This is a genomic window from Rhizobium sp. No.120 (assembly GCF_054558365.1).
The window spans coordinates 255,480-280,716 of the sequence record NZ_BAAJNQ010000006.1 but is presented as its reverse complement, the minus strand read 5'-3'; the positions used below and the strand labels follow the sequence as shown (position 1 = coordinate 280,716).

Sequence of the window (25,237 nt, the reverse complement as noted above, 5' to 3'; positions counted from 1 at the left end):
GATTCACTGAGGTAATTTCAAATCCACTGAAACTAGGGGAATAAATTCCTGTTTTGCTCCATCTTGACACTCGGCATGCTTTGGAACAGAACGTGAACATAAATCATTTATGACGACATCAGGTCGTGTTTTCCATCCACGAACCGAAAGGATTCAGTGAATAATGACGGCTGCGCGTGAGCACGTCATATCGGATCTTCGTACCCGCATCGCTGCACTGGAGCGGAATGCCGGGCGTAAAGCAGACTATTTGCCGTTTGGAGTTCCTGAGATCGACGCCGTTCTTCCAGGCGGGGGCCTTGCCTATGGCGCGTTGCACGAGTTTGCCGGGGGTGGGGCGGGTGTCGTCGACGGTGCGGCTGTCGCCCTGTTTGTTGCCGGGGTTGCGGCACGGACGAATGGAAAGATCGTCTGGTGCCTGACGCGGCCGGACCTGTTCTTTCCGGCATTGGCGCAGGCGGGCCTTCATCCTGATCGGGTCGTCTTCGTAGAGGCCGACAAGGAGGAAGATATCCTGGCGTCGATGGAAGAAGCCCTGGCCTTTGGCGGCATTGGAGTTGTCGTTGGCGAGATCGTGAGACTGTCGATGGTTGCCTCCCGTCGCCTACAGTTGGCGGCAGAAAAGACCGGCACGATGTGCCTCGTCGTCAGGCGTTGGCGCAGACAGGCCGAAGCCAGTGATTTCGGGCAGCCAACTGCCTCGACGACACGCTGGCGGGTCAGCGTGCTGCCTTCGGAAGACCTGCCGGTTCCAGGTGTCGGCCGCGCGAGGTGGTTTCTGGAATTGATGAGAGTGAAAGCAGGCGAATGCGCCGAGTTTGTCGTTGGAGCGTGTGATGCCTCGGGTCGTATCGATATTTCTACCGGACCTTCCGACCGACAGGATCAGGCGGGCAGATCCCGCTATTCCGACTGAACAGCCAGTCGTCGTCATTGCCAGGAACGGCTCCAAGCGCTGGGTATCCGCCGTCGACGCTGCGGCGAAGAAGGTCGGCGTTCGTGTCGGCATGAAAGCAGCCGAAGCGCAGGCTCTATTCGGTGGACTGTTGATGGTCGACGCCGATCCATCTGCAGATGCGGTCGCTCTGGAACGGATCTCGTTCTGGGCGCTCACGCAATATTCGCCGATCGTCGCCGTGGATGGTCTCGATGGGATCGTCATGGACACGGAAGGTGCCGACCATCTGCAGGGCGGCGAACTGCCGATGCTGACCGGAATTGCCAATCGATTCCGGGCGAGGGGACTGACGACCCGCGTCGCTATCGCCGACACATGGGGGGCTGCCCATGCCTGCGCCCGTGCCATCAACCGGGAAATCGTCATCATACCGCCTGGAGAGACCGTCCGTGCGGTTGAACACCTGCCAGTTTCTAAGCTGCGATTGCCGGACAAGATCGTCGGTGATCTGCGGACGTTGGGTTTTAAGACGATCGGTGAACTGTCAGCGACACCACGTGCACCATTGGCTCTTCGCTTTGGTCCCGAAATCGGCCGACGGCTCGATCAGATCTTCGGTCGGATATCGGAACCAATTGACCCGATCCGGACGCCCGACCTGATCGAGGTCAGTCGCTCCTTTGCCGAGCCGATCGGTGCGGCGGAGACGATCGACAAGTATGTTGGACGGCTGATCATGCAGCTTGTCGCCGAGTTGCAACGCAAGGGTCTCGGGGTACGGCGGACCGACCTCATCGTCGAGAAGGTCGATGGCATCAGGCAAGCCATACGTGCGGGAACAGCCAAGCCAGCCCGCGACATCGCCTGGCTCATGAAGCTGTTTCGGGACCGCACCGAAAAGATCGAGCCGGGTTTCGGCATCGAGAAGCTGACGCTCATTGCGATCATGACTGAGCCACTTGGCGATGAGCAGCAGTCATCTTCACTGGTCGGTGACTCGGATAAGGACATCACGCCCTTGATCGACATTTTCGGCAATCGCGGGCAGCGTGTCTATCGGATTGCCCCCGTCGCGTCGGACGTTCCCGAACGCAGTATCCGTCGCATTCCGGCGGCTGTCGACGAAAGCGTGGAGTCATGGGTCCACCATTGGCCGCGCCCCGTGCGACTATTGGCCAAGCCCGATAGAATCGAAGCCATCGCACTTTTGCCGGACCACCCGCCCGCCAGCATTACCTGGCGCGGCAAGCGGCGTCGCGTGAAACGTGCCGACGGCCCTGAGAGAATATTCGGGGAGTGGTGGAAGCGCGACAGTGAACTCTCGGCGGTGCGCGATTACTTCGTCATCGAGGACGAAGGCGGTGAACGCTTCTGGATCTTTCGCAGCGGTGACGGCATCGATGCGGAGACGGGATCGCATCTCTGGTTTCTGCACGGGATCTTCGCATGAGATATGCCGAGCTGCAGGTCACCACCCATTTCTCCTTCCTGCGCGGCGCATCCTCTGCCGACGAGCTGTTTGCGACGGCGAAGATGCTGGGGATGGAGGCGCTCGGCATCGTCGATCGCAACAGCCTTGCCGGGATCGTCCGGGCGCTGGAAGCATCGCGGGCGACAGGGCTGCGTCTCGTCGTCGGTTGCCGTCTCGATCTGCAGGACGACATGTCGATCCTGATCTATCCCACCGACCGCACCTCATACTCCCGCCTGACCAGGCTGCTGACACTGGGAAAATCCAGGGGTGGCAAGGACAACTGCATCCTCCATATCGAGGATGTCGCTCTCTATGCCGAGGGCCTGATCGGAATCCTTGTGCCCGATCTCACCGACGAGACCTGTGCCGTCCAATTGAGGAAGCTCGCCGATATCTTTGGTGATCGTGCCTACCTTTCGCTCTGTCTTCGTCGACGGCCGAACGACCAGATGCGGTTGCACGAGCTGTCCAATCTCGCGGCACGTTTCAAGGTGAAGACGGTTGTCACCAACGACGTGCTGTTCCACGAGCCCGGCCGCCGCCAGCTTCAGGATGTCGTCACCTGTATCCGCAACAACATGACCATTGATGAGGTCGGTTTCGAGCGGGAGCGGCATGCGGACCGCTTCCTCAAGCCACCGGAAGAGATGGAACGTCTTTTTCCAAGGTACCCCGAGGCGCTCCGGCGGACGATGGAGATCGTCGACCGCTGCAAGTTCTCGCTCGAGGAGCTAACCTATCAGTATCCGGAGGAGGCCATCGTACCGGGCAAGACCGCCCAGGAATCCCTGGAGCATTATGTTCGGGAATGCGTTCCGAACCGCTATCCGGAAGGGTTGCCGCCATCGGTGCTGAAGGTGGTCAGGCACGAACTCGATCTGATCCGCACCATGAAATACGCCCCATACTTCCTGACGGTGTTCTCCATTGTCCGCTATGCCCGTTCGCAAGGCATTCTTTGTCAGGGGCGTGGCTCGGCAGCCAACTCCGCCGTTTGCTATATCCTCGGCATCACCTCGATCGATCCAGAGACGAACAACCTGCTCTTCGAGCGCTTCGTCAGCCAGGAGCGTGACGAGCCGCCTGATATCGACGTCGACTTCGAGCACGAGCGGCGCGAAGAGGTAATCCAATGGATCTACAAGACCTATGGGCATGACAAGGCGGCGCTGTGCTCCACGGTGACGCGCTACCGAGCAAAAGGAGCCATTCGCGACGTCGGCAAGGCGCTCGGTCTGCCGGAAGATGTCATCAAGTCCTTGTCGTCGGGGATGTGGGCATGGTCGGAGGAGATCAGCGAGAAGAATGTCAGGGAGTTGAACCTCAATCCCGACGACCGTCGTCTCGTCCTGACGCTTAAACTTGCCCAGCAGCTCATGGGTGCTCCCAGGCATCTAGGCCAACATCCTGGCGGCTTCGTGCTTACCCATGATCGTCTCGATGATCTTGTACCGATTGAGCCAGCCACCATGAAGGACCGACAGGTTATTGAGTGGGACAAGGACGATGTCGAAGCGTTGAAGATGATGAAGGTCGATGTCTTGGCTCTCGGCATGCTCACCTGCATGTCCAAGGCCTTTGAACTTATTCGCCAGCACAAGAACATCGATCTGAATTTGGCGAACATAGAGCAGGAGGATCCGGCGACCTATGCCATGATCCGCAAGGCTGACACCCTTGGTACCTTCCAGATCGAGTCCCGTGCTCAGATGTCGATGTTGCCGAGAATGAAGCCTCGGACCTTCTACGACCTTGTCATTCAGGTCGCCATCGTCCGACCCGGCCCCATCCAGGGCGACATGGTGCATCCGTATCTGCGCAGACGTGAAGGCAAGGAAAACGTCGAGTATCCGACACCGGAACTTGAAGCCGTGCTTGGCAAGACACTCGGGGTGCCGCTGTTTCAGGAGAGCGCGATGAAGGTGGCGATGGTCTGCGCCGGGTTTACCGGAGGCGAGGCCGACCAACTGCGCAAATCCATGGCGACCTTCAAGTTCACGGGCGGGGTGTCGAAGTTCAAGGACAAGCTCGTCTCCGGCATGGTTCGGAACGGCTACTCGCCAGAATTCGCCGAAAAGACCTTCAGCCAGCTTGAAGGATTCGGCAGCTATGGATTCCCCGAGAGCCACGCTGCTTCCTTTGCACTGATTGCTTACGCAAGCAGCTTCGTGAAATGGCATCATCCGGACGCGTTCTGTGCGGCCTTGTTGAACTCGCAGCCGATGGGTTTCTATGCTCCCGCCCAGATCGTTCAGGATGCTCAACGACATGGCGTCGAGGTTCGGCCTGTCTGCATCAACCGCTCCCGGTGGGACTGCACACTCGAACCCGTCGAAGGCAGCGAGCGCCATGCCGTCCGACTGGGCATGCGCGTGGTGCGAGGGCTGGCGGCGGCGAATGCCGCACGGATAACGGCCGCCCGCATGGATCTGCCTTTCGAGAGCGTTGACGACATGTGGCGGCGATCCGGAGTGCCTGCCGCGTCACTGGTCGAGCTTGCCGAAGCCGACGCGTTCCTTCCGTCGCTGAAACTCCAACGACGTGACGCGCTATGGGCGATCAAGGCGCTACGGGACGAACCGTTACCGCTTTTTGCCGCTGCGTCCGAACGGGAGGCGCGAGCGATTGCCGAACAGCAAGAACCTGATGTCGTTCTTCGGCAGATGACCGAGGGTCACAATGTCGTGGAGGATTACAGCCACACGGGGTTGACGCTTCGGGAGCATCCGATCGCATTCCTCCGCAGGGATTTGACCGAACGCAGCATCGTCACCTGCACGGAAGCAATGGGTGCTCGGGACGGTCGCTGGTTGTTGACTGCTGGACTTGTGCTCGTGCGGCAGAGACCGGGCTCAGCCAAGGGCGTGATGTTCGTGACAATCGAAGATGAGACCGGCCCGGCGAACATCGTCGTTTGGCCGACGCTGTTCGAACGCCGTCGGCGTGTCCTACTCGGATCGTCGATGATGGCAATTAATGGCCGCATCCAGCGGGAAGGGGAGGTCGTCCATCTGGTCGCACAGCAGCTCTTCGATCTGTCTGGTGATCTGTCGGGCTTGGCCGACCGCGACCAGTCCTTCACGTTGCCATTTACCAAGGCGGACCATTTTACTCATGGTGGTGGTCCAGATCCTCGCGAGATCCCGAAACGTACCGTCAAGCCCAGGGACATCTATGTGCCGGATTTGCATATCGATACGCTGAAGGTGAAGACCCGGAATTTTCACTGAATTACGCCACTTACCGAAAAGTCACGCTTGCGGCCGAATTCGTGAAGGCGATTTTCATCCTACACGCCGGCACCAAGAAGTCGCAAGGACGGTGAAATTCCGCGCGAGGAGATCAATTACCTCATTAAGAAGCGGAAGAGCGCCGAGGAATATTACCGTCTGCATCGGGCCAAGCTGACGGCGCTGGGCTATGACATCGCCATCGAAGTGCAGCGTCTACCAGACGGAAAGGGTCATATCTCGGTCCGGAACAAGGAAGACGGGGTCTAGTTGTCGCGCTCGCATGAATTTTAGTTAGGGAGAAGCTGTTTGAGGCTTCCCCAAAAGCGCTTCATGCCCATAGTTTGACTGCGAAATGAACAGTTTTGCAGCGAGGGACTGATGAACGAGCTTCAGAAAGCGACAGGCCGATGAATTGGTCTCGCGGATGGTTCAGGCTTTGGGTGGTCGTTACCTTGCTATGGCTCATTGGTATGGGCGCGTTGTTGGCCGTCTCGCCCGAAATAACGTGGCCCTTGCGCTCGCCAGGCACGCAGACTTTTTCTGTCCCTCCTTGCAAAATAGGGCAGCCAAGCTGCCATGCCTGGGAAAGGAATTGGGACGACATCTATCTGCCTGCGGGATCAATCGTCGATAAACAAGGTTTTACTCCACCTAGTGCGCATTCGCCGTGGCTTGTGGCCGAAATTTCATCGTTGCCACCCATCGCACTATTCATCCTTGGCTGGTTCACGGGATGGGTCTGGGCAGGATTTCGTGAAAACTCATTCCGCAGATAATCGGCAACGCATCACAGGTTCCGGAAGTAATACCCGTCGACCTTCTTCTCTCTGACGGCCCCGAAGAGGTTATGATTCTGCAGGCGAGCATCGAGATCGGCGTCCTGTTCCCACGCATGCTCTATCAGGCACCAGTCAAGATGCAGATGATCGCCGTCCTTTGAAACGAGGACACCGATTCCTTTACTGGTCTTGGCCAGATATTTCGCGACCGCCGTCAGGTTTTGCAGGCTCATCCGCCTCGCTTCCTCGCCCTCCGGGCCTGTCGTTGGTTTCCCCGGAAAGAATGGTGAGAACATGAAGCTGCAATCGTTGGGCGGGAACTGGAATCTGTACGAGCGGTCAAATTCGCCCTTCATGGCCTGGGAGATGGAGAGATCAAGCCGTTCCTTTACAGCCCTCCACCCCGATCTGGGCAACTTCGCGAACTCGATCAGGATGCGAGTGTAGTCGCTGCTCCCATCCGAATTCTGAATATGGTCCGCCAGACGGTTCATCACTGGAGCGATATCGACTTTCTCGTGGTCGTCGATCAGACGGGCTAGTGCCTTGTGTGATCTGGCGGTCGGCAGCGCTTCGTCGAACATATAGGCGGCGAGGATGTCGGGTTCGTCCACAACCGTTTTGGTGCTCGCCAACTCGATAAGCGACGTCTCGCGATACCGAAAATAACGCCTGACCTCCTCTGGAACGGCCAGGGTTTGGACTACCTGCCGATAGTCGTCCCGTTGGAAAATGTGGATGAAACCGGCGGTCTGGCTAACATGGTATCGCACGCGCCGACAATCCTCAGGTAGTGAAGCACCCGCGGCATAGAGGATAATCTTTTCGAGATGCCGAACGTCGCTGCTGCTGACGTCATAACGTTGGCCGCGCTCGTTGGCGATCGATATGGCGTCGTGTTCGCTCAGGAACCGGATGGAATCCTTGATCTGCCTTACGGCTGTCCGCAGGATTGCATCCTTGAACCAACGTTTTTCGATGTCTGGGTCGTCCGTGGGCTTCGCGCGCTCTTTCATCTGAATGACAAAAGCGGTCTCTCCAAGCCAAACAAAGCTATCTGCGAGTTCTAGCTCTTGGCCAGGTCGAGGTGAAAACTGGTTTTGGGAGAAGGTGAACTCCTTCCAAAAGGTGGAGCCGTTCAGCTGAGCGGTGAATTCCTCGAGGGTCATGGGAGCCTATATGAAGATACAGCTCGTCAGCATATAAGCGTTGATCATCCGGTACTCAACGGACGTCAGAATCGAGTCCAAAGACATGAGGTGTTTGGACCTTTGAGGCTGACGATATGAGGCGCGCAATCAACGTTTGGCTGGTTTGTGGACCGAAATAGTGAATGAGAACTAGGAAACCGAGTCGAAAGGTATCCGACGAGGCTACGAACCCGCGCTTTACGGCAAATTGCTTCAAAGAGCAGTCAAGACCGCAGCAAAAATTTATGACCGAGGATCCTTAGAGTATCTATGGAGAGCCTTATCAGGAGCTGGTGCCTTCTTCTTTTGATACGACGGTCCAGTTTCGCTTGAGCAAATGGCCGAGATTTCGATATCTCTGTATGCACTTGTGCGCGAATCACTCATCACATGCTAAAACTCCGCTATGAGACCCGCGAAACGCATTCCCCGCAATGCACCTTGCCCCTGCAAAAGCGGCAAAAAGTACAAGCATTGTCACGGGAAGCTCCCGGAGAAACTATTCGCAGGTCCTTCGGATGCCGATGTACGAAACCTTTTGCGTAAGCACGAATCCAAGGAGCTTTTACGCAAGCGACAGCAGGGTCATGGTCGCCCTGTTATAACCGTAGAACACATGGGCTTTCGATTTGTCGCGGTTGGCAAGAGGTTCATGTATTCAAGTGCTTGGCGCTACTTCAATGATTTCCTCATAGATAACATGAAGCATGTGATGGGTGTCGAATGGGGAAAGAACGCCTTGCAGACGATGCCCAACCATCCCGTTCTGCGGTGGCTTGGCCGCCTCGGGGCGGACATCAACGCGGCAGGCAGCGGAAAAGGAATTCCTCTGCGCGGATATTCCTCAGCCTTGGCACGCTTTTGCTATGCGCTCTATCTCATCGAGCACAACGACGCCCCACCGAGGAGTTTGGTCAAACGACTCCAAAAGCCTATCGATTTCGATCCCGCATGCTATGAAGCGATCGTCGCAGCGGCTTTCGCAGTCGCTGGCGCAAAGATCGTCGGAGCCGAGGATTCCAAGGGCAATGGGGCGAAGCCAGAATTCTTCGCCACATTCGGTCCAAATCAGCAATATTCTGTCGAGGCCAAGCGAAAACGTAGTTGGAAGACCGAGATTAACTTCGATAGCGACGCCTTCATTTCGGAACTTAGATCTTGGCTACGTGATAAACTACATGCAGCGTCGAAGAAAAAGTTGAGGAACCCGGTTTACTGGTTCGAACTCGGCATTGGGAAGCAGTTCGGTTACGACGACGCTGAGAAACTGCAAAAGCTGGTTGGCGAAGCTATTCTAGAGGCCGAGACAATGACGGTGGATGGCAAAGAGCCGCCTCCGGCTTATGTCGTGGTTACAAACAATGTCGACCTTGCCAATGATGACGCTACGGAGGTCCCCTTTTTCGCGCTGTTGCAAGGGTTTCGGATGCAAGATTTTCGGGGCGACACAATCGATATTGAAGTTGCAATGGAGCGCCATGACAAACATCGACCGATCCGACGTGTTCTGAACTGCTTCAACGAGGTACAGCGGTTCCCAACCAGCTTTGATGGTGTGCCAGATGAATTGCTCGATCCATCGGGAATGCCCATCAAAATTCCGCAGATCGGCGATCATCTCGAATATGCCGATCAGGACGGTGCGCCGGCGGTAGGTCAGATCACGGAAATCATCTCCATGGGACAGGAGGCGATTGCAGTGATCAGCGACGACCGGACCGCTGCACAGGTACTGATCAAGATCCCGCTCTCTGATCAGGAAATGAAGGCAGCCGCGGTGCTTGGGAATGCGATCTTCGGAAAGCCGGAAGGACCACAAGGGGATGCGTCTGGTCCCCTCGGGTTTTACGATCGCGCGTTGGAAATGTATCGAGACTTCGATCGGTCCCAGCTCCTCAATCAGCTTGGTAACCATCCGCAGAAAGCTGAATTCGAAAAATTGAGCCGCGATGAGCTATTGGCGAGAGTCGCACGTGAAGTAACAAAAATGGTCGTCTCTCTCAGTGATGAAGGCGCTTTGAGGCGGCTACGAACCGAAACGCCTCGACCCGAAGATTGATCGCACATGGTAAAGGAACCCGAGGCTTCGGCCGAATCCCAGACGCTCCCCCTCAAGAACTCCATCGGAGGCCTGGTGGTGTCCATCTCCGACGCCTTGCAAAAGCTGGATGCATGGCTCAAGCGTCCGGAAGTGCAGCAAGGGTTTGAAATGTTGCTCAAATTTCCGTATCAGACAGATCAAGGGGCTAAAGATCGTTCTCGATTTCTCCGACAAGGCTTTCTGCCATCATTGCCTCTGTGTGAGCATGTCGCCGAGTTGCAGCCAATTGAGCCTGGATTGGTGTCGCAGAGATATGCCGCCTCACTGGACACTATGGGACTCTCAGAAGATGCCCGGATCATGGAAGCGATCGGTGAATTTGTGCAGATCGCGCCGCCCGTTTACTCCCTCCGGGCCATTTTCCCAGAAGTTGAGGGGGTTGTTCGTCGGTATCTTCACGAGCCCGGCGAGGAAGACAGCCTCGCGAGTGTCTTCGACATGCGCTTAGGTGTGGTCAATCTCTATATTGACGCACCACTAGGGATCGCTGGTACTGCAATGGCGGCTGAGAGATTCATTTTTGCAAATCTTGGAGCGATCGATTTTGCATATGCTCGATCAAGAGAAGACATTAGGAAGAAATACCGCAGAGCTTTCGCAACAGTTCCAAATCGCCACCAGGTTTGCCACGGAGTCCCCGCTGAGTATAACGAAAAGCACGTCATCAACGGTTTGACGATCCTCTACATCGCTGTCGTTGCTTGTCACCTCATTGTCTCTCACAGTGAACGGAGTCAGCGAGAGACGAGTAGGGACATCAGCAAAGTATTCGATGAGAAGCGAAAAGAGTTGCAGTCGATTGATCGCGAAATTTTCTCATATATCCGTGCGATCGTAAGAGATCACAAGAATTGATTGTCCAGTTTTGTCTTACTTGGACCCTGCAGAATGCCTTTCCGCGCGAGCCTACCTGTGATGCTCTCGTTAACATCGGCCTTGCGGGAAGCGTAGCCGATACGATAGGCTGAATGGGTGCGACCTGCGAAAACGTGATAGTACCTTACGCAAGGGCAGGAATCGTTACACAATGCGCCGAACGGCGCTTGAATGAGATAGGCGTCAGACCTGACGCCATGTCCTACGGATAATTTCGCCAAGCTTCTCAAATGGCTATCTTTTCGCCTGTTCTGACGGTCGGCGGTTTGCGGCCTCATAACGCCGTTCCCGTTCATCATCGACCACAATTGTCTTCACAGGCGTAGCTCCAACACCGAGCGCCTTCACGACCGCGAACTCTGTCCCTGTCGATGCAAGTTTTGACCGCAATTGAGCGATGTCATCGCAGAATTTCGTCTCGGCTTTTACGTCGTTCGCTATGTTATGTGGTGACGTCGCGCTCTCGAACGCCACCGCGCGCATTTGCAGGGCGGCTTGTGGATTGCCACCAAGCTCCACGCCAGTGTCAGGGTCCGTCGATCGCCTCAAAACTATACGACCGTTCTCAACCCACGCAGTTTCCATCCCCTCTTTGACCTCATATCCAAGCTCGGCCAACCCCGACAGCAGAACTCTCCGACGATCACGCTCTGCCTTAGCCTTCCGCAGGCTCTCCACCAGCGAGGACGATGCTTCGATCATGGATTTCAACTCGGTGGCCGACGGATTATCGCTCCCGAGGCGATCGATTTCTTCCAGCTGCCGAAGAGCTGCCCCGTCTTCGACCAGGGCCAGTTGCGCTCTCAGCGAAGCAAGCTCGATCCGCAGGGTCAGGCGTTCTCTGGCATCTCGTTTTGCGCTCGCTACATCGACGGTAAGGCTGTCAATCAGGAGAGAGTGCCTCGACGGGGGCTCATCAGATATCGAACGGACGCGCTCCGTAAACACGGCTGCCGTGGAAAGGTCTAGGGCTTTTAATTCATCGAGTTGACGTTCGAGAGCCGCTAGCTTGGGGTCGCTATCGTCCCCCCGGCTCTCAAGCCAAGCTGCAAAGGTGGTCCGTTCCTCGTCCTGGGAGAGGGCGGCAGCGAGCTCTCTTTGGCGTTGTGATGGTTCTACGGCTTGCTGTGGTGGAGAAACGGCTTCCAGTGCTTTCGAAATTGCCGCTTCAAGTTCTTGGACAGAATGCCGGGCAGGTGTCGCCAGTTCGGGTGGGATTGGCATCTGCCTCTCCCCGAGCATGCGGGATAGGGTTGCGGCCGCTGCACGCAGCCTTTTCTCCTTCGTTCGTTCGGATGCTTTCGCGTCGGCCGCCTTCTGAAGACGGTCTTCTAAATCAGCAGTCAGAAACGCAATCTCAGCAGGTACACGCTTTTGTAGATCCGCAAACTTGTCCGCCCTAAGCAATTGCTCCATCGCATTTATCCTTGCTTGGACAGCGGCAATATCTCCGTCGTTTATGGTGTCATTTCGCCTGCCGATCCGTTCCCATTGTCCAGCAGCCGCGCGAAGCGTTGCTATGTGGCCCCGGCAGATGTCGATAAGTTCTTCGCGCGTGACGATCTTGACAACTTTCGGTCCACTCATTCAGCAGCCTCCTTGTAGAGTGCGGCTTCGACAGCACTGCGGAGATGCTGCCGTTCCTCATCTGGATTATGGTACCATCCGTGCGAGGAAACGCGGTGGATGTTCGGGATTGATCTCTTCAGAACGCTTGGTCGCCAGATTTCGCGTGCACGGGCGTTATCAAGTATCTTGTGCCGCGGTGCATCGCATTCGATCCCAAGTCCGTAAAGACCCGTTCGCGGATCCTCGATAGCAAAGTCAAGCCCAAATGCACTGCCGTCATTGACTCGATGGGGCTCCACACCCAATCCGGAAAGAAATTCGAACACCGAGTTGGCGAAACCGTCGAGAGAGTCTTCGCCGCGATATTGCATAGCGGATCGTTCCGTTACCAGGCGATCGAGGAGCGTGCGCCCGCTTGTGAAGTCGCCGTCGGACATCATCCTTGCATATTCGAGATATCCTTGGAGGTAGTCTCGGGGAATGGTCGGTTTACGCCGGCTGGATAGCATGTCAGACACCAGCTCGGTAGGCATGGATGTCACCATGATGACCTTCGAACGTGCACGCGTAACCGCGACGTTCAAACGTCGCTCGCCGCCCTTTTGCCCAAGGACACCGAAGTTTCGACGGAAGCTACCCTGGGCGTTGCGGCCGAAAGTTGAGGAGAAGATGATCACATCGCGTTCATCACCCTGAACGTTTTCGACGTTCTTGACGAAAAAGCCAACGTCTTCACCGCCCTCCACACGGTCGCGCTCGCGAGTAAGCATGGTCCTGAACTGTTCATCCCGCCGGGCTCTGGCTTCGAGGACTTCGTCAATCAGGTCTGCTTGCTTTCTGTTGAAGGTTACGATGCCGACGGTGGGTTTGCGGCCGTCGGCTTTCCAGAGATCGGCCAACACGTCGACAACCTTCTCGGCCTCGATTTCGTTCTTCTGATCGGAGTAAACCCCGTCCGCGCGGACAACTTCTATCGGTTTAGCGCGCCGGATCTCGTCGTCGGGATGGCGAACAGGAACGCTCAGGCGGTTCGCATAGAAGGATGCGTTAGAAAAACCGATCAGCTCGCGGTAGGCAGAGCGATAGTGGATTTGCAGCGTCGTGGTCGGCATGACCGACTTCGCAAGCTGCAAAAGGTCAGGGCAATCTTTTATCTCGCGACGGTTCCAGGTGTCGTTATAGGTCTCGCGTTCGACTTCCGTTGCGTCCTCATCCAGATCTTCGCCGTCAAACACGTCGGCCTCGTCGTTCTCGACTTTACTGGAGAAGAAGGCCGTTGGAGGCATCTGCTTTTCATCGCCGCTTACGATGGCAATCTTGCCACGGAATAGGGTTGGCAACGCGTACTCGACGGGCATCTGCGACGCTTCATCGTAGATGACAATGTCGAACATGCCCTTTCGGAGCGGAAGCACGCGGCTTGCAACGTCTGGGTTCATCAACCAGACAGGCCGGAGTTCCATCAGACCGAGATCGGGACCTTTTTCGAGGAACTCGCGCAAGCGCTGAGCCCTCTGGCCCCTGAGCCTTGTAATCGGTTCCCATTCACGCTCGGAGGCGACCCTCGATCCGTCGATGCCGTATGTGAGCATCTGTTTGTTCGCTCGGCGCATCGCGCGTTCGCTTTCAGCGACTGTGCGGATCTTCGATTGCAACTCGGATGCATCGTAGAGGAGTTGCGGGAATTCACTTTCAAGCTTCGTCTTCCACGCCAGACGGGCCTCACGATTGATAATCTTCCGGACCTCGTCCTCAAGTTTGTGAACTGGGACGGCCAGCAAGTCGTTCTCCTTGGTGCGAAGCACCGCGAAGATTTCCATGCCTTCTGCGGGGAGGGCATTCAGCCGGATGCGGAAACGTTGGAAAGGCTCCAACGTTGTAAGCGCACTGAATATAGCGTCGATAGCGGTGTCGTTACCTTCGTCGTTGTTGATCGACCGCAATCTTGCCTCGACCCAGCCGGGTTCGAGCCATTGTTCCGCGTTCGACAACGACGCGCGGCTGAATTGCTTGGCTTCGTGACGTTCGAACGCCTGTTCGGCGCTGTCGCGTAGCTGCTCGTACTGCGCCAGCGTGGCTTTTGCGACGACCTGTCCCATGGCATCAGCCGACGGGAACGCAAATGCCGCATCCGCAAGCGCTTGCGTTTTTTTGAGAGCAGCGTGGCGGTTGTCGGCTACACGTGCCAGAGCATCCCGAGGCATCTCGCGGTTAACCAGCTTGCCGTCGCCCAATCCCTCGAGGGTCGCGACTAGAGCCTCGCGGAGTGGCCGCAGTTGAAGCTCCCATTCGCCTGCTCGTAGCAGATCAGTTGCGGCCGCTCCTTCCAGACCCAACTCTGCCGTTCGGGCTTTGAGCCGTTTAGCGCGAAGCCAGCGGAACGGGTTCAGTTTTCCAAGCCCGGTCGGTTGGATCGAGACTGCTCGCGCCAAATCGACATCGGATTGAAGGGCGTTGCCATCGAGGGCCGCCATCCGGATGCGAATGTTCTCAGGGGGCGAGGTGCCGAGCAACGAGCGCAAACGACCCGCAAGTTCGGCAAGCCCGCTGGCAATTTCAAGTGCCTTGCTGCCAGTGCCGGATCGTCCACAGAAGCGGAGCCATCGAGCCAGGTTGTGTCTCTCCTGGTCTTCCAGTTGCTGGAACTCGGCGTCGTATCGATCGAACCACAGACGATATGGTTCGGGATCGTTCATTGGGAGCGCGTGGTCGGTCTTGGTCAGGATAGCCAGACGCTCGGTTTCAGAGTCAACAAAAGCTATGAAATCTCCTCTGAATGCAGACATATTGGCTTCGTCTGGATTGAAGATCTTTAGCGTCGCCAATGCGTTACCTTCAAATTGCGACGGCAACCAGAAACGCGCTTGAGACGCGCACGCTTCGGCCAGAGCGGCGACCGCTCCTGGCTCCAATCTTGCGAAAAGCCGCCGCAAGCTGGGGACATCCAACGAGACTTCCGAAGCTTCTAGCTCGATCAACTCACCGAGTAGCTCGCGGTACGACAAGCCGGTGGTTTCGTCGACGTGATGGAGTGCTTCATGATGGACATTGAGGTCCTTTTCGATCGTCTCGATGCGCATAGCAAGATTCTGGCGGTCTCTTCGCCAGCCTTGTGCTCCGGCCCCACCGTGCTGCGCCGTCAGCTGGTCACGGATGGCCATTATAATCGGCTCACGGTCACGATTGGTATCTGTGATCATGAAGATGCGATCTTCGAGACCCTCGGCTTCCAGGCGTTTTTTGACGACCTCTAGGGCAGCCTGCTTTTGGCAGACGACGAGAAGGCTCTTCTTTCGCCCGATTGCGTCAGCTACCATATTGACGATCGTTTGGCTTTTTCCCGTACCGGGTGGTCCCTGGATGACCAGTCCCGGTGCGTTTCTCGCCTCTAATACCGCAGCTTCCTGTGATGGATCGCTGGCGACGGTGAAGTAGCGATCGAGTTCCGGAACCTTCGCAGCTTCCGGTACCGCCGGTTCGGCGTCTGTAACCTTCAGAGCAGTCTCAAGTCCGCTATCGCTCAGTTGCTTGCCCTTTAGAGCTCGCAGGTCCTCGACGATAGCTTGTCCCATGTAGGCGAGGTGGAAGAAAACCCCGGCACAGACGATCTTAGGCCGACCAATCTCCACCGTTGTATCTTTTCCCGGCAACTGCCCGAGTTGGCGAACTCCGAGTTCGGCCAGCCCGCCGAAGCCGTCAACCACGTCGGCGGCAGTCAGGGTTGAGCGACCGAGCAAATCGTTCGCTGCTTCCTGCCACCGCCGTGCCGCGTCAATACCGAACATGCCTTCGAATGCTGGATTGAGGCGGACCTCATCACGATCCCGATCAAACCCAATCGACGCGTGTCCACGGTTTCCAACCTCGGGGATAATCTTGATTGGCCACAGGAGGATCGGCGCAATTCGGGTGCGAGTCCGGTCTTCCCGATGTAGCAAGAAGGGAAAACCAAGATACATTCCGTCGATCCCCGTATCTCGCTTGTATAAAGTCGAGTGGGCATGGAGGCTCCGCATGCGGCGCTCAAGCGTATCCGAAACCCCGATCGCTGCGGGGTCTAGCATCTGTGTCTGTTCGGATCGCGCAAGGATATGGTCGAGAAGGGCGGGAGCTGGACGACGTTCCGTCCCCAATTCCATGACGTCCACACGTGGCGTCGTTTTGCCGATCGTCATTTTGGTGAGAGGGCCGCGTAGAATGCTTCCCGAGATCTTCTTCGAGAAGTATTCGAGCAACGTCGACACATATGCCTGCTTCGGCGGCTCCAGCCAGTGTTCGGCGGGTACCGAAAGCAGGACCAGCGATCGGTCGAGACTTATCCTGCGATCTAGGCGGAATTGGTCGGCCCATTCGTCAACTCGCTCGACGCCGGAGCGTGAGAAACCGTTGAGGCGATCTTCGATCATTGCATGAAGATCGCGGCGAGAGTGCTGCAACAGTTCTCTGGCCTCTTCGCGGTCGAAGAAATGCACTCCGGCGCGATCAGCAGTTTTGGAAGCCTCCTCGAGGATTTCGTCAACCGACCGGAATTGGCTAACTTCCGCCGACAGAAGGAGAATAAAATCCTCTTCTGTTGTTTGACGTCGTTCGATCAGGGAATTAAGGCCAGCATGATCCGTGTCTGGAAAGATGCCTCTTCGCTCAGCCCAGAGCGCCGCCAAGCGGGCTTTTGAGGTCGACAGCAGATGGACTTGCAGGTCTTCCTCGTTTAACTGAATTGCAAACTGCTTTGCCTTTTCCCGGACCGAAAGTCCGCGCAGCTTCATTCTCTGAAGCCATTCTTCAGCATCCAGTCGGTGTAAGAACTCGGTGGCGGGACCGAAGATCAGCTCGGTGCCTTCTACCGGATGGTCGAGCAACCAACCAGGCGTGACGATGTTCCCCTTGACGATGAGCGGCATGGAGGGATGCAGAATCTTTAGCGCAAGCGAAAGCTTCAGGTCGTCCATCAGGCCTTCCGTGTGGGAAAGGCGGCGGATGGCGGCTTGCGCAGCCGGATCGATCCCTGCGTCTTCGACCCATGCCGCGACGCTCCCGCGGGTTACCTGGTTTCGAGCCTCGTCCCAGTTCCCGGGTTCAGCGGCCGCCAAGGCGTAGCTGGACGGTTTGCGGAACTCCTTGCCGCCGAGTGAAATCGCTGCGCGACTGTCTGGCTCTGGTGTCTGTTGTCCAGTGTCTGATATCGGGACGTCTTCGCCTTCATACCAGGCTCTGACCTCGCGCCACTGCCAGCGGTCTCGGTGATCGCGTGTTAGCAATCCCCTCAGCAAAACTGCGATTGTTGGATGTATGTCGGTCGGGATTTCGACGCCATTGGTAATGATATGGATCAACAGTGCATGTGAATTGATGCCTTCGAAGCATTTTCCGGCGGTAGCGATCTCGAGGACGATCATGCCCAGGCTCCACCAGTCGGAAGCCGCCGAAACACCGCCCGCAATGGCTTCCGGAGCCATATAGCGTGTGGTTTCCAGTGGAGCGACAATATCCAAATCGTAGTCGGAAAGCCGGGCTGAGCCGAAACCGCTGATCACAAGATCCAGAGGGGCCGCTGTTCGGATCAGGACGTTCGATGGACGAATGTCACGGTGGCGCAGGCCCGCCTGAGAGAACGAGCCTAGCGCTTTCCCAATCTCGAAGGTGATAGTGCGTAGGAGGTCGGTGTCGCTGGAGTTCGCTATAAGTTGTTCGAGAGTCCCGCCGGTGATCTCCTCACTGATTTCGTACGCGCGGCCGTTCCAGCGGCCGATTTCGAAAATTTCCGGCAGATGATCATGAGGCATATTCCGGATCGCATCGTAGACTGCGGTGTCAGGCTCCGCTCCATCAGCATAAAGCGTCAGGACGCCCCTTTGTCCGCTAACCGGATTCGTCGCGATAAACCGTTCACGGACCGAACTCGATGAGGCGATCCGGGACTCAACGGTCCAACCGCCAATTTCGGTCGGAACCGACGCCGATACGGGACTGGTGTTAGAAGCAGGCTCCGCGACAACGGTGGCGAGAGCGGGGCCGTCCATTTCGATCTCCGCACCGCAGGTCACGCAAAGAAGATCACCCTCTTCGACGGGATGACCGTTGGGGCAGGTCCGCTCATGTGGGAGTGAGGCGGCGGGAGCTGAAACGTCTAGCAAGCTGTCTGCAGACTGGGCGGAACTCGCACCCGGCTCACGGATCGCGACCGACGTCAGATCCCAGTTGCAGGTTTTTCCGCCAGTCAGCACATTTTGGCAGAAGAATTCGCTCAGCGGACGTTCGGTGTTGCAGTTAGGACAGAGTCTAATCATGGGGCTTGCCTCGACGTGCTCGGCTTATGGAACGGTCTTCGGTGGTGAGGAACGTATGATGTTGGTTCGATAAATGGCGCGATAGCTTTTCGAAAACTCCCCGTTCGGGTATTCCGGCCATCCAGACCGTACCATCGGCATCCATCATGAGGTCGAATTTTTTCTCTTCGGACTGGTTTGCTCGCTCGTATGACGCGAACCGATTTTCGCCGAGCGGAGTCAGAGAGTGAAGTCGCTGGTTGTCACTACCTCTCAAGGCTTTCGTCTGAGGGGCTTCGGCAAGATATGGATCGGAGATCAATGCATCCACCAATCCATCCAACTTCTTGAGATAGGGCATGATTTTTTCTACCGGATATCCTGAATACACCAGGATATCGGCGTCGGAACGCCGGCGAAAAGCTTGTAAGAGTTCGGTTAGCGCATCTGGTTGGTCAAATGGCTCGCCGCCCGAAACGGTCAAGCCATCTGCGTCGGGAAGCCAACGATTCAAGGCATTGATGACGGCGTCCACGTCTGTCAAATTCCGACCCACCGCCCAAGTGTCTGCGGAGATGCAGCCGGGACATCGTATCGAGCATCCCTGGAACCAAATGCCGATCCGGTTGCCCGGCCCAAGAGTTGTAATCGGAAAATGAAGCCGTGATAGCGCGATCGAGGTCATGATCGACGTTTCTCGGCCAACTCCAGCGCGACCAGGGGTTCGATCTGTATCGCACTTACGATGAAGGACCCGTCCGTCTTGCCCGAGTCAAAGAGTGCCCGTGACAGAGGGTTCGCAAGATAAGCCTCGACCTTGTTCCGAATGCCGCGACCACCGTTTGACAGATCCGCTAGGCAATGTTCGCGAAGGTCGGCTTCCGCGGAGCTCGAGAGAGAGACGTCGTATCCAATTGTTCGCGTCTGGTCGAGCAGACCCTGGACTATCTGTGCAAAAATCTGCTCGGCGACGGGTCTGCGGATGAAATCGAAGACAATGACGTTTTCGCCCATTCGATTTAGGATCTCGGGGCGATTCAAGACGAGTTTGAAATGTCGATCAATCTCCTCGCGCACCTTTGCCACCACGTCGGGATGGCTGTCACCTGGCACGACGTTCGGAATTCGGACACCCGACGCGTCGGATCGGTAGATCCCGAGGTTTGAGGTAAAGAGGATAATCGCCTCTGAGAAATATACGCGATCACCGCGCCCGGAAGTCAGGACGCCGTCATCTAGGATCTGCAGAAATTTGTCGAGGATTCGTGGGTGAGCCTTCTCGATTTCGTCAAAGAGCACGACACTGAAAGGCTTCTCTCGGATCGCGTTCGTAAGCTCACCGCCTGCATCGTAACCTACGTAGCCGGGAGGAGCGCCAATCAACCGCTGGTCCGCATGCTCGGCGCTAAATTCGGACATGTCGAACCGAATATAGGCGGACTCGTCTCCGAACAGGAGGCTCGTGATCGTCTTCGCTAGTTCCGTCTTCCCGACGCCAGTGGGGCCGGCAAGGAAGGCCACACCTCGCGGCCGCCCGTTCGAAGACGACCTGCCAACGCCCGTCACTGCTCGCTTGATAATATCGAGCATGTGAACGACGGCGTGGCTCTGGCCTTTAACGCGTGAACGGATGAAGTCTTCCGCTCCCGCGATCCGGGCTCGATCGATCTTCCGCCAAGGGTCATCGGTGACACCAACCTTGTAGCGGCGGATGGCGTCGGCGATCTGGTGGACGGAAAGATTGTCGTTCCGGCCGAGCTGAGCGATGGCATTCATATCCGAAAGCAGCAGTCCGTTCGTCAGATTCACGAAGGTATCGATGGCCTTGTCGAAATCCTCTGTGGAGACGTCACGGGAATCCGGCAATCCTCGAAGAATGTTAGGAGCGATGGATTTGCGAATAAGGTTATCCGGGGCGGCGATCGGGATATGCCGGATTCTGGGGTTTTCGACCACGAACCAATCGGGGACGTCGGATTCCTTGTCTGCAATCCAAATGACAGCGTTATAAAACGGCCTTCGACTATCGCCGGATGGTCTGGGTCTTGCGTTCGACGAGCAGATTTGCGCCCGGGCAAACAAAGCCTGTTCTGCGGCGAGGAGTGCGTCGCTCCGATTGATCAGCCTTGAAGCAAAGTCGACGATAAGTGCGGCGGGTTCGCCCTTTGCTTCGACAAAGGCGGGAAGGGCTGCGGTCAGACTTTCCAGTCCAAGGACGCCATCCGACTGGTTCTGAATGCCAAGCCTGCCAAGTGCCGCCGCTATGTCAGTGCCGGGGACTGGAGAGGCGAGACTGAAACCCGACATGGGCGTGAAAACGATAACGTCCCGATAGCCTTGGGCCCGTAGTTCGCTATCCAGGCAATGGATGAGTGGGATTGCCGCTATCGTTCCCGGTTGTACATCATAGGCCTGCAGATCGCGTACGTTTCCGGTAAGTACGAACTGGCTTTTAAGCGACAAAAACCGAGAAAGGTCTCGTAGCCAGCGGGATTTTGTGGTCGAGATATCTGTCAATTTTTCCCTCCGTGGCCGACTTTATAAGAGATGCCTGCGGTTGAATAGATGGAATAAGAGCACAATCAGGCCTTTTCAATCGAGGATAGCTCATTAGCAACAATCCAGATTGTCGCATTGAGGTCTGGAAGCTGAGATGACATCCAAATCCGTCGCAGCTGCTGATGCCAGCGGATAGGTGTGGCCGTTTTGATGCATGCCTTTTGGCTCGATAACGAAACATAACCTTAGCTTCATATCGATATCCTTAGTTAAGGTCGAAGGGTGGCCTCTCGCTATCAGGCTGATGGCGATTCAACTCGTTTCTGAATGACGAGCTGCTGCTCGGGGAATCTTCCTAGATTCCCGAAAGTCGAACCTTGTCTAAGGCCCGGATTCCACTATCGAATCGAGATGGCGAATTGCCCAACTTTACTAGGATTCGGACGAAACTCCCTAGAATCTCGACATAAATTGATTCGAAATTCGAACTATTCTGTCCGGACTTGCAGGGCGAAACTCAAGAAAACACAAGGACACGCAACGCCTTGTTGCTTACCAAGGGGCGATCGGCCGTCGCCGTGAGTATTCGGCGCATGTATCCAGATCGAGGATCAACCGATATTTGTCTCTTAGTCGTTCGAAGCTGAGCCTCTCGCGAGGCTCCGGGACGGCAGGTTTCGATTTCAGATATTGTCCCAGGACGCCCAACAGAAAATCAGGGGGACTGAGCAGCGGATCGGGCTTCGAAAGAAATTTGACTAGCGTGTCCTTTGGGCGTCGGTTGTTGGTACGTTTGAGATCGGCTGCCGCGTTGCTGATGCATTCGGCGATCGCTGTTTGGGAAACTTTGCTGTTTTGCTCGATCAGGATGGCGGCGTACTGGCTTTCGGCAGCCATCAGGCGTCGCGGGATCATCGTCGAAAGCAAGCGCAAATATGTCGCCTGATAATTTTTCGGACCATCGTATGCGCAAAACGCAATATAGCCTTCGAAGGGCATCGTCGCCAACTCTTTAATGTAGTTGAGTTGAAGGTCTTTGGTCGCGTCCGTGAAATGAAGGCCTCGTGCGAGGAGGGCATTACGGTTGCCATCTCCCCAAAGGTCATTGAGCGCGTTCGACAATACTCGCCCCGTCTCCTCGGCTATTCGGTCTATATGCTGGCTGACCACGATACAGAGAGCGAGATATGTCTGGTCGTCTCTCGAAAACTCGGCTTCGTCTATGACCAGAACGAAAGGTGCGCGATGCATCCCCCGCGGTGCGAAGCTCGGTTTCATATCGGCGGCGTTGAGAATTTCGCGCCATTGCTGTTTTATAATGGACGAAAGCTTAGGTTCGTGATGGCCAACAAATTTAATCATGCCGTCCAAGCGATTGACCTCCTGCTGAACAACAGTGGGGTCATTGATCCCTTGGCGGTGCAAATGCTGCCCCAGTCCGAATTTTCGTGCGTAGTACAGCTCCTGTCGCAGCCTTCGCTTTTTTGCCTTGGGAACATGCGGCTGATTAGGGTCGCTGATGCTCAGGCCGGTGACGTAATGCGCCTGGCCACGCACCGATAGCCTTGTTTTCTCGTCTGCGAGTTTGAAATCATTGTCCGAAACGATTTGAGCTATCAAGGCGAGATCTGGAAGCGCGTTGTCACTCGAGATACTGATGTCATCTGAATAGCGGGTGTACACGGCACCTGAACGCAGAGCCAATTCTTCGAGCGCCTGATCAAGGCAAAGGGCGACTGCATTCGAAATCGTCGGGCTCGTTGGGAGACCCATGGCCAGGGCGTCTGATATCGTGACGAATCGGGCCAGAAGCGCTGCTATATCCGGGGCGATGCCAAGGTGTTCGAAAGTGGAGGCAATCCGACTTCGCGAAATTGAAGGAAAGAAGTCCTGGAGGTCGAGCGATAGAAGAAACTTCTTGCCACGGTGGACCGCGGCGTTTTCACGGATATTGCGGCCCGGTCGATATCCGAATGACGATTTGTGAGGGTAGCCATCGAGCTTGTGGCGAAAGAAGCTGTCAAGCCTACGTCCGAGCGCCTTATAGGTACCCTTTGCTAGCACGGGCTCCCACACCGTCCTATGGCCGCGTTTCGTGTTTCTCTTAGGAATGTCGTGCCGCAGAAACGCGGGGACCATTAGCTTCGATATTTCGTCTGGCGGGGAAGGCGGCACCGACCAGGCTGGAGGAGGAGGCACGAAGTCGAGCACCTGCGTGAACAGGGCTTCGTCGATCGAAAGTGCCGCGAGCAAGGAGCCTCTGCTCGTGATGCGGGAAAAGTCGTAGTTGAAGCTCATGGGTGACCGATTGAAGAGGGCGATGCGAAAACACGGAGCAAGTGGTTCCGAATTGGCAGACGCGACTCGCGCCTCAAACCTTGAAGTCGCATCGCCCGCAACGACCATAGTAATTTTAGGGACGGTTGCAATAGGGCCTCCAAACTACACGTGCATACTGAAAGGCCAAGAGTGGATCAGGCAAGGAGTTTCTGGAGTACCCACTGTGACAGTCGACGCTATCGGCAGTGTTTCCGCACAGGTAGGAGTCAGAGGTGCGCATGGGTTTGTGCCGCGGCACCAAGGATTCCGAGTATTTTCGAAGTATTAAACACAGCATGGAGACGCGAAAATCTTGACTGAAAGAGAACAATCTCCAATATGCAATATATTGGTGTGGCCAGATTCAGTGATAGGCAAGACAGTTTGGACCAACGACATTTCTTTGGAAGTTCTGAGACAGAGAGAAAGCTTGACTGTCTCCGGCGGTACCTGAGCGCCTATTCGATTGCGTTGCGGAACAAAGGTTTTGCTCGGATCTACATCGACGCGTTCGCGGGAACGGGTAGTCGGACAGAGACAAAAGCTGTTTTGCCGTTCATGGGGCAAGGAGAGGCGACTACCGTCGAAGTTTCCACGCCCGGCAGTGCGAGAATTGCTCTGGAAACTAACCCCAATTTTCACCACGTCCTCCTTATCGAGAAAGACCCTGAGCGCGCTGCAGTCCTCAAGGCCGTGCTTGGCGAGTATCCTGAAGCCCGAGGGAGCGTACGAAATGGTGACGCCAACACGATCGTGCAGCACGTATGCAGAAGGTACGACTGGCAAAGCGAGCGAAAGAGAGGTGTAGTTTTCCTTGATCCCTACGGAATGGAAGTCACATGGGATACTGTGGAAGCTATAGCTAGGACCGAGGCATTGGACTGTTGGTATTTTTTCCCGCTATCGGGATTGTATCGCAACGCGCCTAAAGACCCAGAGCGCTTGGACGCGGGTAAGGTTGCTATATTGAACAGGGTCTTCGGCACCACAACATGGCGACAGGATTGGTATGAGCTGAACGCACGTCAATTCGATATTTTCGGCGAATTGATTGTTGAAGAACGCCGAGCATTTGACGTCGATCGGATCGAAGAATGGGTCCGTGACCGCCTTCTCTCTGTTTTCAAGGGTGGCGTCCTAAAGCCGATGCGGTTGTACCATCCAAATGGCGCTCCCATGGCATCCCTGTTCTTCGCGATCGCAAACCCCAACAAGGCTGCCGTCAGGTTGGCGACCGAGATTGCTGGTCACATACTCAAGCGCGGCATTTGATCCCAAGTCTGGTGACGGTATGTTCTTCCGGTCGCTTTCTTGTTTTTTCCACCCCACTGCTTGAAGAAGAACGCCGCGTCAGCGTCACTGCACATATCAAAGATCTCGTCGACCCAAGTGGGGTCGAGCGGTCGGGCATTTGGGCCAGACTCGCCACCAACTATTGCCCACTGAATGCCTGTTAGCGAGCCGCGCGCTACGGAACCAATAAGAGGTTCGAACGAGACGAAACGAACGGCTGCCGGTATCGATCTAAGGTCATCGAGACGGTGTAGCACGCGGTCGTCTTCCACGCTCGTACCGAGCCAAACATTGGGCAGCGTCCGGAAATCATCGCACAGGATTTCTTTCATGAGATCAGGTCTTTTGGTCAGGATTTGATATGTGTGTCGCTCGGTTCGCGCCATGACATCCCAGACTTTCCGAACGAAGTCAGTTGGTACGTTTGGATGGAACAGGTCGGACATGGAGTTGACGAAAACGTTCCGAGGCTTCGCCCAGGTTTCGGGAATGCTGAGGGCCGCCTCGTCGATCCGAATATCTCCGGTCCATTTCGCGCGACCGCCGCTTTTGCGCGTCAGCCCGCGATACTTGTCCAAACCCATGGCATCAAGCCGAGCCGCCATTCTCATGGCGTAGCAATTTGTGCAACCAGCACTCATGATAGTGCAGCCTGCCACCGGGTTCCACGTAGCGTCGGTCCATTCGATCGATGTGTCTGCCATAGTATCGTCCTTGATCTAGTGGGCAGAGTACATCAA

13 protein-coding genes and 1 pseudogene are annotated in these 25,237 nt (G+C 56.1%); 7 read left to right on the top strand and 7 right to left on the bottom strand.

The window, feature by feature from the left end; all coding sequences use genetic code 11:
• Positions 1–163: 163 nt before the first annotated feature.
• The 3 genes from ACYJRZ_RS19400 to ACYJRZ_RS19390 are packed head-to-tail and all read left to right on the top strand — an operon-like array spanning position 164 to position 5,602.
• Positions 164–916 carry an ImuA family protein gene (locus ACYJRZ_RS19400; RefSeq protein ID WP_459461634.1) on the top strand — a complete coding sequence of 251 codons (753 nt, stop codon included), beginning with the start codon at positions 164–166 and terminating at the stop codon, positions 914–916.
• A complete protein-coding gene (locus ACYJRZ_RS19395; RefSeq protein WP_459461632.1) occupies positions 837–2,348 on the top strand; it encodes a Y-family DNA polymerase in 1,512 nt (503 codons plus the stop codon). The genes ACYJRZ_RS19400 and ACYJRZ_RS19395 overlap by 80 nt, the downstream gene beginning before the upstream one ends.
• On the top strand, positions 2,345–5,602 hold the full coding sequence (locus ACYJRZ_RS19390; protein WP_459461630.1) for an error-prone DNA polymerase: 3,258 nt from the start codon (positions 2,345–2,347) through the stop codon (positions 5,600–5,602). The genes ACYJRZ_RS19395 and ACYJRZ_RS19390 overlap by 4 nt, the downstream gene beginning before the upstream one ends.
• A gap of 790 nt (positions 5,603–6,392) precedes the next feature.
• On the opposite strand, the gene ACYJRZ_RS19385 is transcribed toward ACYJRZ_RS19390, so the two are convergent.
• Entirely contained in the window at positions 6,393–7,553 is a 1,161-nt protein-coding gene (locus ACYJRZ_RS19385; RefSeq protein WP_459461628.1) for a hypothetical protein, read from the bottom strand.
• Between the two features lie 427 nt (positions 7,554–7,980).
• On the opposite strand from ACYJRZ_RS19385, the pseudogene ACYJRZ_RS19380 reads away from it, so the two are divergent.
• The 3 genes and pseudogenes from ACYJRZ_RS19380 to ACYJRZ_RS19370 form a co-directional block, all read left to right on the top strand.
• Positions 7,981–8,061 (top strand): annotated as a pseudogene (locus tag ACYJRZ_RS19380) (SEC-C metal-binding domain-containing protein); the annotation flags it as partial.
• A 51-nt stretch (positions 8,062–8,112) separates the two neighbouring features.
• Positions 8,113–9,633 (top strand): hypothetical protein, encoded by a 1,521-nt coding sequence (locus ACYJRZ_RS19375; protein WP_459461686.1) that lies wholly within the window; start codon positions 8,113–8,115, stop codon positions 9,631–9,633.
• A gap of 6 nt (positions 9,634–9,639) precedes the next feature.
• The gene (locus tag ACYJRZ_RS19370) at positions 9,640–10,530 is read left to right on the top strand and encodes a hypothetical protein (protein ID WP_459461626.1); all 891 of its coding nucleotides are present in this window, start codon (positions 9,640–9,642) and stop codon (positions 10,528–10,530) included.
• Positions 10,531–10,785: 255 nt separating this feature from the next.
• Here the strand turns inward: ACYJRZ_RS19370 and ACYJRZ_RS19365 are convergent, their stop codons facing one another.
• The 5 genes from ACYJRZ_RS19365 to ACYJRZ_RS19345 form a co-directional block, all read right to left on the bottom strand.
• Positions 10,786–12,138: a hypothetical protein gene (locus ACYJRZ_RS19365; protein ID WP_459461624.1), complete on the bottom strand. Its 1,353-nt coding sequence runs from the start codon at positions 12,136–12,138 to the stop codon at positions 10,786–10,788.
• Positions 12,135–18,407, bottom strand: a complete 6,273-nt coding sequence (locus tag ACYJRZ_RS19360; RefSeq protein WP_459461622.1) for a protein kinase domain-containing protein — start codon at positions 18,405–18,407, stop codon at positions 12,135–12,137. Before ACYJRZ_RS19360 ends, ACYJRZ_RS19365 begins: the two co-directional genes overlap by 4 nt.
• Entirely contained in the window at positions 18,400–19,071 is a 672-nt protein-coding gene (locus tag ACYJRZ_RS19355) for a 4Fe-4S single cluster domain-containing protein (RefSeq protein WP_459461620.1), read from the bottom strand. Before ACYJRZ_RS19355 ends, ACYJRZ_RS19360 begins: the two co-directional genes overlap by 8 nt.
• Positions 19,068–20,903 (bottom strand): AAA family ATPase, encoded by a 1,836-nt coding sequence (locus ACYJRZ_RS19350; protein ID WP_459461618.1) that lies wholly within the window; start codon positions 20,901–20,903, stop codon positions 19,068–19,070. Before ACYJRZ_RS19350 ends, ACYJRZ_RS19355 begins: the two co-directional genes overlap by 4 nt.
• Positions 20,904–21,437: 534 nt before the next feature.
• Positions 21,438–23,183 carry a reverse transcriptase family protein gene (locus ACYJRZ_RS19345; protein WP_459461616.1) on the bottom strand — a complete coding sequence of 582 codons (1,746 nt, stop codon included), beginning with the start codon at positions 23,181–23,183 and terminating at the stop codon, positions 21,438–21,440.
• A 360-nt stretch (positions 23,184–23,543) separates the two neighbouring features.
• Between ACYJRZ_RS19345 and tcmP the strand changes: the two genes are divergently transcribed.
• Positions 23,544–24,476 (top strand): three-Cys-motif partner protein TcmP, encoded by a 933-nt coding sequence (gene tcmP, locus ACYJRZ_RS19340; RefSeq protein ID WP_095436670.1) that lies wholly within the window; start codon positions 23,544–23,546, stop codon positions 24,474–24,476.
• Here tcmP and ACYJRZ_RS19335 read toward each other — a convergent pair.
• Positions 24,452–25,201 (bottom strand): DUF5131 family protein, encoded by a 750-nt coding sequence (locus ACYJRZ_RS19335; RefSeq protein ID WP_113407243.1) that lies wholly within the window; start codon positions 25,199–25,201, stop codon positions 24,452–24,454. The two genes, tcmP and ACYJRZ_RS19335, sit on opposite strands and share 25 nt — an antisense overlap.
• Positions 25,202–25,237 lie beyond the last annotated feature (36 nt).

Bases quoted from the DNA above. Each gene is read 5' to 3' on its own strand.
- ACYJRZ_RS19400 (WP_459461634.1), top strand. From the start codon at position 164: ATGACGGCTGCGCGTGAGCACGTCATATCGGATCTTCGTACCCGCATC.
- ACYJRZ_RS19395 (WP_459461632.1), top strand. From the start codon at position 837: ATGCCTCGGGTCGTATCGATATTTCTACCGGACCTTCCGACCGACAGG.
- ACYJRZ_RS19390 (WP_459461630.1), top strand. From the start codon at position 2,345: ATGAGATATGCCGAGCTGCAGGTCACCACCCATTTCTCCTTCCTGCGC.
- ACYJRZ_RS19385 (WP_459461628.1), bottom strand. From the start codon at position 7,553: ATGACCCTCGAGGAATTCACCGCTCAGCTGAACGGCTCCACCTTTTGG.
- ACYJRZ_RS19370 (WP_459461626.1), top strand. From the start codon at position 9,640: ATGGTAAAGGAACCCGAGGCTTCGGCCGAATCCCAGACGCTCCCCCTC.
- ACYJRZ_RS19365 (WP_459461624.1), bottom strand. From the start codon at position 12,138: ATGAGTGGACCGAAAGTTGTCAAGATCGTCACGCGCGAAGAACTTATC.
- ACYJRZ_RS19360 (WP_459461622.1), bottom strand. From the start codon at position 18,407: ATGATTAGACTCTGTCCTAACTGCAACACCGAACGTCCGCTGAGCGAA.
- ACYJRZ_RS19355 (WP_459461620.1), bottom strand. From the start codon at position 19,071: ATGACCTCGATCGCGCTATCACGGCTTCATTTTCCGATTACAACTCTT.
- ACYJRZ_RS19345 (WP_459461616.1), bottom strand. From the start codon at position 23,183: ATGAGCTTCAACTACGACTTTTCCCGCATCACGAGCAGAGGCTCCTTG.
- tcmP (WP_095436670.1), top strand. From the start codon at position 23,544: ATGCAATATATTGGTGTGGCCAGATTCAGTGATAGGCAAGACAGTTTG.
- ACYJRZ_RS19335 (WP_113407243.1), bottom strand. From the start codon at position 25,201: ATGGCAGACACATCGATCGAATGGACCGACGCTACGTGGAACCCGGTG.